The sequence below is a fragment of the Inquilinus sp. OTU3971 genome, from assembly GCF_038440215.1.
This window is the reverse complement of the sequence record NZ_JASATH010000054.1, coordinates 33,158-41,032: the sequence shown is the minus strand read 5'-3', so window position 1 is coordinate 41,032 and position 7,875 is coordinate 33,158. Positions and strand designations below refer to the sequence as shown.

7 protein-coding genes are annotated in these 7,875 nt (G+C 69.1%); 3 read left to right on the top strand and 4 right to left on the bottom strand.

What is annotated here, in order from left to right:
• Nucleotides 1–130 precede the first annotated feature (130 nt).
• Both clpS and clpA read left to right on the top strand, forming a co-directional pair.
• Nucleotides 131–469 (top strand): ATP-dependent Clp protease adapter ClpS, encoded by a 339-nt coding sequence (gene clpS, locus AAHM41_RS15785; RefSeq protein ID WP_186002603.1) that lies wholly within the window; start codon nt 131–133, stop codon nt 467–469.
• Between the two features lie 38 nt (nt 470–507).
• Complete coding sequence (clpA, locus tag AAHM41_RS15780; RefSeq protein ID WP_342237513.1) at nt 508–2,847, top strand: ATP-dependent Clp protease ATP-binding subunit ClpA; 2,340 nt, start codon at nt 508–510, stop codon at nt 2,845–2,847.
• A 91-nt stretch (nt 2,848–2,938) separates the two neighbouring features.
• Here clpA and AAHM41_RS15775 read toward each other — a convergent pair whose 3' ends face one another.
• Entirely contained in the window at nt 2,939–4,345 is a 1,407-nt protein-coding gene (locus AAHM41_RS15775) for an aminotransferase-like domain-containing protein (RefSeq protein ID WP_342237512.1), read from the bottom strand.
• 110 nt (nt 4,346–4,455) lie between these two features.
• Here AAHM41_RS15775 and AAHM41_RS15770 point away from each other — a divergent pair, with 110 nt between their 5' ends.
• On the top strand, nt 4,456–5,328 hold the full coding sequence (locus AAHM41_RS15770) for a DMT family transporter (RefSeq protein WP_342237511.1): 873 nt from the start codon (nt 4,456–4,458) through the stop codon (nt 5,326–5,328).
• Here AAHM41_RS15770 and AAHM41_RS15765 read toward each other — a convergent pair.
• The 3 genes from AAHM41_RS15765 to AAHM41_RS15755 form a co-directional block, all read right to left on the bottom strand.
• Nucleotides 5,325–6,218 (bottom strand): LysR family transcriptional regulator, encoded by an 894-nt coding sequence (locus tag AAHM41_RS15765; protein ID WP_342237510.1) that lies wholly within the window; start codon nt 6,216–6,218, stop codon nt 5,325–5,327. The genes AAHM41_RS15770 and AAHM41_RS15765 overlap by 4 nt on opposite strands.
• A gap of 159 nt (nt 6,219–6,377) precedes the next feature.
• Nucleotides 6,378–6,638, bottom strand: a complete 261-nt coding sequence (locus AAHM41_RS15760; protein WP_342237509.1) for an antitoxin — start codon at nt 6,636–6,638, stop codon at nt 6,378–6,380.
• A gap of 38 nt (nt 6,639–6,676) precedes the next feature.
• The gene (locus AAHM41_RS15755; protein WP_342237508.1) at nt 6,677–7,654 is read right to left on the bottom strand and encodes a magnesium transporter CorA family protein; all 978 of its coding nucleotides are present in this window, start codon (nt 7,652–7,654) and stop codon (nt 6,677–6,679) included.
• Nucleotides 7,655–7,875 lie beyond the last annotated feature (221 nt).

The window sequence follows — 7,875 nt, the reverse complement described above, 5'->3', positions numbered from 1 at the left end:
CCCCCGGGCCCCGGGGGCCGTTCGCATTTCAGCCATCCGCACTCTTTCCGCATCGCGGGCCTACAACTCCGGGCCGCGCGGCACTATCATCATGGTCGGGTTCAAAACCGGCAGCACGCATCCCATATCCATGAGCGACACCGAACGGAAGGATGATCGAGGAGGCGGCAACGACGCCGGCACGGGGGTTGTCGTTCAGACCAGGACGCGGACGAAGAAGCCGTCCATGTACAAGGTCCTGATGCTGAACGACGATTACACGCCGATGGAGTTCGTCGTCCATGTCCTGGAACGCTTCTTCGCGAAGAGCCGCGAGGAAGCCACCACCATCATGCTCCATGTTCACCGTCGGGGTGTGGGCGTCTGCGGCGTTTTCACCTACGAGGTGGCGGAGACGAAGGTGGCGCAGGTGATGGACTTCGCGCGCCGCAATCAGCATCCTCTACAATGTATTCTTGAGAAGGCCTGACCAGAGGTCTGGCGGGCCCTCCGGCATGGGGACGACCGATGCTCTCGCGGAATCTGGAGCAGACGCTGCACAGGGCCCTCGCTTTCGCCAATGAGCGACGGCACGAATACGCCACGCTCGAGCACCTGCTGCTGGCGCTGTCCGAGGACCAGGACGCCGTCGCGGTGATGCGCGCCTGCGGCGTCAATCTCGAAAAGCTGCGCCGCGACCTCGTCGGCTATATCGACACCGAGCTCGCAACCCTGAAGATCGACGGGATCGAGGACGCGAAGCCGACCGCCGGCTTCCAGCGCGTGCTGCAGCGCGCCGCGATCCACGTCCAGTCCTCGGGGCGGGAGGAGGTGACCGGCGCCAACGTCCTGGTCGCCCTGTTCTCCGAGCGTGAGAGCCACGCGGTGTATTTCCTGCAGGAGCAGGACATGTCCCGCTTCGACGCCGTGAACTACATCAGCCACGGCATCGCCAAGGCCGGCGCCTCTGGTGGGGCGCGGCCCGCTGGCGGGCCGGGGGAATCGCGTCCGGTCTCGGGCGCCGACGAGGATGCGCAGGCGGAGAAGGTCGTGAAGAAGGGCTCGGAGGCGCTCAGGACCTATTGCGTCAACCTCAACGAGAAGGCGTCGAAGGGCAAGATCGACCCGCTGATCGGCCGCGAGGCGGAGATCGAGCGGACGATCCAGATCCTCTGCCGCCGCTCGAAGAACAACCCGCTCTATGTCGGCGACCCCGGGGTCGGCAAGACCGCGATCGCCGAGGGGCTGGCCCGCCGCATTGTCGACGGCGAGGTGCCGCCGGTCTTGGCCGACGCCACCATCTTCGCCCTCGACATGGGCGCGCTGCTGGCCGGCACCCGCTATCGCGGCGATTTCGAGGAGCGGCTGAAGGCGGTGATGTCGGAGCTGGAGAACCTGCCCGGCGCGGTGCTGTTCATCGACGAGATCCACACCGTGATCGGCGCCGGCGCCACCTCCGGCGGGGCGATGGACGCCTCCAACCTGCTGAAGCCGGCCCTGGCCTCGGGCGCGCTGAAATGCATCGGCTCGACCACCTACAAGGAATACCGGAACTACTTCGAGAAGGACCGCGCCCTGGTGCGCCGGTTCCAGAAGATCGACGTCAACGAGCCGTCGGTCGAGGACACGATCAAGATCCTGCAGGGGCTGAAGACCTACTACGAGAAGCACCACCAGGTGCGCTACACCGCGGATGCGATCCGCACCGCGGTGGAGCTGTCGGCCCGCTACATCGGCGACCGCAAGCTGCCGGACAAGGCTATCGACGTGATCGACGAGGCCGGTGCCGCCCAGATGCTGCTGCCGCCGTCGCGCCGGAAGAAGACCATCGGCCTGCGCGACGTCGAGGCGGTGGTGGCGAAGATCGCCCGGATCCCGCCGAAGAGCGTCAGCCGCGACGACAAGGCGCTGCTGCAGACCCTGGATCGTGACCTGAAGACGCTGGTGTTCGGCCAGGACCCGGCGATCGACGCGCTGTCGGCGGCGATCAAGCTGGCCCGCGCCGGCCTGCGCGAGCCGGAGAAGCCGATCGGCAACTATCTGTTCTCCGGCCCGACGGGCGTCGGCAAGACCGAGGTGGCGCGCCAGCTGTCGAAGCTGCTCGGCATCGAGCTGGTCCGCTTCGACATGTCGGAATACATGGAGCGGCACTCGATCAGCCGGCTGATCGGCGCCCCGCCGGGCTATGTCGGCTTCGACCAGGGCGGGCTGATGACCGATTCGGTCGACCAGCACCCGCATTGCGTGCTGCTGCTGGACGAGATCGAGAAGGCGCATCCGGATGTGTTCAACATCTTGCTGCAGATCATGGATCACGGGAAGCTGACCGACCACAACGGCAAGTCGGTCGATTTCCGCAACGTCATCCTGATCATGACCACCAATGCCGGCGCCACCGAGCTGACCAAGCAGTCGATCGGCTTCGGCGCCAGCCGCAAGGACGATGCGGGCACGGAGGCGATCAACCGGATGTTCACGCCGGAGTTCCGCAACCGGCTGGACGCCACCATCGCCTTCGGCCATCTGACGCCGGAGATCGTGGCCCAGGTGGTCGACAAGTTCGTGATCCAGCTCGAGACCCAGCTGGCCGACCGGCACGTGACGATCGAGCTGTCCTCGGCGGCTCGGCAGTGGCTGGTCAAGCGCGGCTATGACGAGCTCTACGGCGCCCGGCCGATGGCCCGGGTGATCCAGGAGCACATCAAGAAGCCGCTGGCCAACGAGCTGCTGTTCGGCAAGCTGGTCAAGGGCGGCCAGGTCCGGGTCGACGTGGCGGCGGATGGCGAGAATTTGGCGTTCGAGTACATCGAGAACCCGACCGCCCCGGTCTCGTCCGACGACGCGGCCAAGGAACCCGAGTTGGCCTGATTGCCGGCTTGGTTCTGAAGACAGAAGGGCGTCCCGACCGGGGCGCCCTTTTTGTTGGGGTGGCAGGCCTCGCACTTTTGCGTTGCCTGTCTTACCCCCGCATCGCCTCCTCCAGCACCGCGAAGATGCGCGGATTGGCGGATTGGGCGGCGTTGAAGCGCAGGTAGCGGCCGGCGCTGCGGGACGGGCTGAACACGTCGCCCGGCGCCAGCACCACGTCGCGGGCCAAGGCGCGGCGCGCCACCTCGGCCGAATCGAGGCCGTCGGGCAGGGCCGCCCACAGGAACATGCCGCCGCGCGGCTCGACCCAGGGCACCAGGCCGAGGGCACTGAGCCGCCGCGCGGTCTCGCCCATCGCCCGCGCCAGCCGGCCGCGCAGCCCCTCGACATGGCGGCGGTAGCTGCCGTCGGTCAGCAGCCGGTGCACCAGCCGCGCTGCCAGGGCGCCGTTGGAGAAGCTGGTGGCGAGCTTCAGGTCGGTCAGCCCCTCGATCCAGTCCGGCCGGGCGGCGATGAAGCCGCAGCGCACCGCGGCCGACAGGGTCTTGGAGAAGCTGCCGATATGGATCACCCGCTGCAGCCCGTCCAGCGCGGCCAGCCGTGGCGACGGCTCAGTCTCGAAATCGGCGAAGATGTCGTCCTCGACCACTACCAGGTCATGCGTCTCGGCCAGCATCAGCAGCCGGTGGGCAACCTGTGGCGCCAGGCTGGCGCCGGTTGGGTTGTGCAGGGCGGCGTTGGTGACGTAGAGCTTCGGCCGGTGCTCCGCCGCGGCGCGGGCGAAGGCGTCCAGGTCGGGGCCGGCCGGGGTGCGCGGCACGCCGATCACCCGGGCGCGGTGGGCGCGCAGCACGCCGAGGAAGTTGAAGTAGCAGGGGTCGTCGACCAGCACCGTGTCGCCCGGCTCCAGCAGGAACCGGCCGATCAGGTCGATCGCCTGGGTGCCGCCATCGGCCAGCAGGATCTGCCCGGCCTCGGCGGCGATGCCGCGCTCCGCCAGCCGTCCGGCCAGGTGGCGGCGAAGGGGGGCGAAGCCGAGCGGCGAATCATAGTCGACCAGGCCAGCGCCCTCCGACCGGGCGAGGCCGCGCAGGGCCCGCCGGATCGCCGGATCGGGCATCCAGTCGGCCGGCAGCCAGCCGCAGCCCGGCTTCAGCGTCGGACCGTCGGTATCCTCCAGCGCCTGGCGGGCGATCCACAGCGGGTCGATGGTCCGGTCCAGCCGTCGGCCGGGCTCGGCCAGGGTCAAAGGCTGCGCCCGCCGGGCGACGTAGAAGCCGGAGCCGGGGCGGGCGGCGATCGCCCCCTCCGCCGCCAGCCGGTCATAGGCCTCGACCACGGTTGATTTCGACACGCCCAGCGCCTCGGCCAGGCGGCGAATCGACGGTACCTTGGCGCCCGGCGCCAAGGCACGACTCTCGATCCGTTGGCGGATCGAGTCCATCACGGTCGAAACAAGCGTGGCGCCGTCTCGCGGCGCGGGAACCAGATCGAGCATCCGTACCGGGCTCCGGACCAGGACAGTTTGGCGAAACTGTACTCTACCATCTCTGGCCGGCGCCGTCGCCGGCCGTCATGGTCGGCGGCATGGAAGCGACACGAACGATCATGGAACCTTCGAACGAGGCGGCGGCGGGCTGGATCAACGGCCTGCTCGGCATGCTCATCTTCAGCGGCTCGCTGCCGGCGACCCGGGTGGCGGTGCTCGACCTCGACCCGCTGTTCCTGACCCTGGCGCGGGCGGCGATCGCCGGGCTGCTCGGCGCCACGATGCTGCTGGCGCTGCGGCCGCGGCGGCCGGAGCGGTCGGACATCGGGCCGCTGGTCGTGGTGGCGCTCGGCGTCGTCGTCGGCTTCCCGCTGCTGACCGCGCTGGCGCTGCGCTATGTCACCTCGGCCCACGCCATCGTCTTCGTCGGCCTGCTGCCGATCGCCACGGCGGTGTTCGGCGTGCTGCGCGGCGGCGAACGGCCGCGCCCGGCCTTCTGGGCGTTCTCGGTGCTCGGCGCCGTCATCGTCGGCGGCTATGCGCTGCGCCAGGGGGGCGAGGTTTCGCTGCTCGGCGACGGGCTGATGCTGGCGGCGATCCTGGCCTGCGGCCTGGGTTATGCCGAAGGCGCCCGGCTGTCGCGCCGGCTCGGCGGCTGGCAGGTGATCTCCTGGGCGCTGCTGCTGTCGCTGCCGCTGTCGCTGCCGGCGTCGCTGCTGACCTGGCCTTCCTCCTGGGCCGCGGTCGGCTGGCCGGCGCTCGTGGCGCTGGCCTATGTCTCGCTGTTCAGCATGCTGATCGGCTTCATCTTCTGGTATCGCGGCCTGGCGCTCGGCGGCATCGCCGCGGTCAGCCAGCTGCAGCTGCTGCAGCCCTTCTTCGGCCTGGCCCTGGCCGCGACCCTGCTGCACGAGCCGGTCGGCTGGGGCTTGGTCGGCTGCGCCGCAGCGGTGGTCCTCTGCGTGGCCGGGGCCAAGCGCTTCTCGCGTTAAGCCTCGGCCATCCGCCGGACATGCTCGACGAAGCGCCGGGTCGCGCCAAGCGGCTCGGCGTCGCGGCGGGCCAGGTGCAGCGGCGCCACCAGGGGCGTGGCCAGGCGCAGGGTGGCGACGCCGCCGGTGTCCAGCCGGGCCATCGAGGCCGGGACGATCGACACACCGAGCCCGGCCTCGACCAGGCTCAGCGTCGACACCAGCCGCGGCGCCTCCTGCACGATGCGCGGGCTGAAGCCGGCGGCGCGGCAGGCGGCGATGATCGAATCATAGAGGCCCGGCCCGCTCGGGCGGCGGTACAGCACGAAGGGCTGCTCGGCCAGAGCGGCCAGCGGGATCGGGGCCGGCCCGGCGGCCAGCGCATGGCCGGCCGGCACGACCGCGACCATCGGCTCGTCCAGCAGCGGCTCGACCGTGAGGCCGGCGGCGTCGCCGACCGGCGAGCGGATGAAGGCGGCGTCCAGCCGGCCCAGCCGCAGCGCCTCGACCAGCTCGCCAGTGCTGCCCTCCTCCATCGCGATCTCGACCTGCGGCGCGGCCTCGCGGAAGCCGCGGATGGCGGCGGAGACGAATGGGTGGAAGGCGGCGGAGCTGGTGAAGCCGACCGCGATCCGCCCCTGCTCGCCGCGCCCGGTGCGCCGCACCGTCTCCAGCGTACGGTCGAGCTGGGCCAGGATGGCGCGGGCCTCGGCCAGCAGCACCAGGCCGCTCTCGGTCGGCCGCACGCCGCGCGGCAGCCGGTGCAGCAGGGGGACGCCCAGCGCCTGCTCCAACGCCTTGATCTGCTGGCTCAGCGGCGGCTGCTGCATGCCCAGCCGCTCCGCCGCCCGGGTGACGTGCCCCTCCTCGGCCACGGCGACGAAGTAGCGGAGATGGCGCAGCTCGATCATCGGCTCAACGAGTCCCCTCCCTCGCGGGCTGAGACATTCACACATCGCCTCTTTTTAGTCCCCCTCCCCTTGCGGGAGGGGGGACTAAAAAAGCTCACTTCAAAAATGTGTGAATCCGACAGCCTCCGCGGGAGGGGGCAAGGAAGAAGCAGGCTCAGGCTATTCTGAGAAGGTTTCATCCCGCGGCAGAACATTCATGGGACGCTCGGTTAGGAAATCGTCGGGCACGTCGATCGAGCGCATCAGCTTGAAGAACTCTCCCCAGCTATCGGCATCTGGCCGACTGGACAGAGTTACATCGCCCGTGCGGGGATCGCGGGATGCGTAAACCGTGTCGCCGTCGAATCGGAAGTCCGCGGGCAACCGGACGATCTGGCCGGCGCCCGTTCTGAACAGCTTCAAGACGCGGGTCTCGGGCATGAACGCCTCCCGTATATCCTCAGGCCGTTCCAGCCTTTCTACAGCCACCCCTTCCGCTTGAACCAGAAATAGGGCAGCACGGCGGACAGGACCATCAGGCCGAGGGCCCAGGGATAGCCGGCCACCCATTTCAGCTCCGGCATCACCTCGAAGTTCATGCCGTAGATGCTGGCCACCAGGGTCGGCGGCAGGAACACCACGGCGGCGACCGAGAAGATCTTGATGATCGCGTTCTGCTCGATGTTGATCATCCCCATCGAGGCGTCGAGCAGGAAGGTGATGTTGTTGCCGATATAGGTGGCGTGGTCGGTCAGCGACGCCACGTCCCGGCTCAGGCTCTTCAGATGGGTGCGGAACACCTTGTCCTTGGTGGCGTCGCCGACCGCCAGGAAGCTCAGCAGCCGGGCCAGGCTGACCAGGCTCTCGCGTGCCTTCGACACCAGGTTCTGGCTGCGGCCGATCTGCTTGAGATTGGCCTCCAGCTCCTCATTGGTGGTGCGCTTGTGCACCGCCTCATGCACCTTGAAGATCCGCTGCGACAGGACGTCGACCTCGCCCGCCACCCGCTCCAGGATGTCGGCGGTGCGGTCGACGATGGCCTCGAGCAGGCCGATCAGCGTGGCCGAGCCGGAGGGGCACAGCATCGGCTGGCGTTCGGCATGGGCGATGAAGCCGGCCAGGGATTTCGGCTCGGCATAGCGGATGGTGATCAGCGTCTGCCCCTTCAGCACGAAGGTGATCGGGGCGGTGCCGGGCGCGTCGGTCTCGGTGGCGTAGAGCACGCTGGCGGTCATGAACATGCCGCCATCCTCCTGGTACAGCCGGCTCGACGCCTCGATCTCCTGCATCTCCTCGCGGGTCGGCAGGAACAGGCCGAGCTGCCCTTCGGCCAGCCGCTCCTCCTCGGCGGTCGGGTTGAACAGGTCGATCCAGACCATGTCCGGCGGGAAGGCGGCACCCTTCGCCGGGTCGACCGTGACGAAACGGGCGTTCGAAAGCGTATAGATGCGCAGCATCGCGGTCTGTCCCCTGCGGGCCGGCGCATCGCCGGGCCGGGGGCCGCGGTGTCTAGCGGGGCCCTTCGGCCGGCGCGGCGCTGGGCCGTCCGTTCCCTGGCGGGGCGATCCGGTCGGGTCGCCCCTGTGATTCGTCCCGGTCGGGACGACTGTCTGGCTCGTCCATGTCTCGATTCATCGAAGGCAGGGCCTGCCGGCACCCGTCACGCTCGGATGCCACC

What these genes read in the sequence shown, in the direction of transcription:
- clpS (WP_186002603.1), top strand. Translation starts at nt 131, where the DNA reads ATGAGCGACACCGAACGGAAGGATGATCGAGGAGGCGGCAACGACGCC.
- clpA (WP_342237513.1), top strand. Translation starts at nt 508, where the DNA reads ATGCTCTCGCGGAATCTGGAGCAGACGCTGCACAGGGCCCTCGCTTTC.
- AAHM41_RS15775 (WP_342237512.1), bottom strand. Translation starts at nt 4,345, where the DNA reads ATGCTCGATCTGGTTCCCGCGCCGCGAGACGGCGCCACGCTTGTTTCG.
- AAHM41_RS15770 (WP_342237511.1), top strand. Translation starts at nt 4,456, where the DNA reads ATGGAACCTTCGAACGAGGCGGCGGCGGGCTGGATCAACGGCCTGCTC.
- AAHM41_RS15765 (WP_342237510.1), bottom strand. Translation starts at nt 6,218, where the DNA reads ATGATCGAGCTGCGCCATCTCCGCTACTTCGTCGCCGTGGCCGAGGAG.
- AAHM41_RS15760 (WP_342237509.1), bottom strand. Translation starts at nt 6,638, where the DNA reads ATGCCCGAGACCCGCGTCTTGAAGCTGTTCAGAACGGGCGCCGGCCAG.
- AAHM41_RS15755 (WP_342237508.1), bottom strand. Translation starts at nt 7,654, where the DNA reads ATGCTGCGCATCTATACGCTTTCGAACGCCCGTTTCGTCACGGTCGAC.